The 232-nt window shown below is 54.7% G+C and carries 1 protein-coding gene; it reads left to right on the forward strand.

Translation table 11 applies throughout. The annotated features are described in order from the left end of the window. Nucleotides 1-14: 14 nt before the first annotated feature. Nucleotides 15-232: InlB B-repeat-containing protein (locus S1OALGB6SA_RS09920; RefSeq protein WP_230204540.1), on the forward strand; the 218-nt coding region annotated here is incomplete at its 3' end.

A 232-nucleotide genomic window follows, 5' to 3' on the forward strand; every position in this document is an offset into this window, starting at 1 on the left:
CTGGAACCATAGCTATGCCCAGTGCTGGTGGACTGATTCTCTATGCCAAATGGGTCGATATAACATATTCGGTTACCTACAATCTAAATGGCGGGACCGGTGCTACTGCTCCGACAGATGCCGATACTTATACTGTTGGCCAAGATGTGACGGCTGCAGCGGCGCCCGCGGGACTTGCGGCTCCTGCCGACAAGAGATTTGATGGCTGGAATACCCGGGCCGATGGAAGTGG

This window comes from Olavius algarvensis spirochete endosymbiont (assembly GCA_900608495.1).
GTDB lineage: Bacteria > Spirochaetota > Spirochaetia > DSM-2461 > DSM-2461 > UBA2779.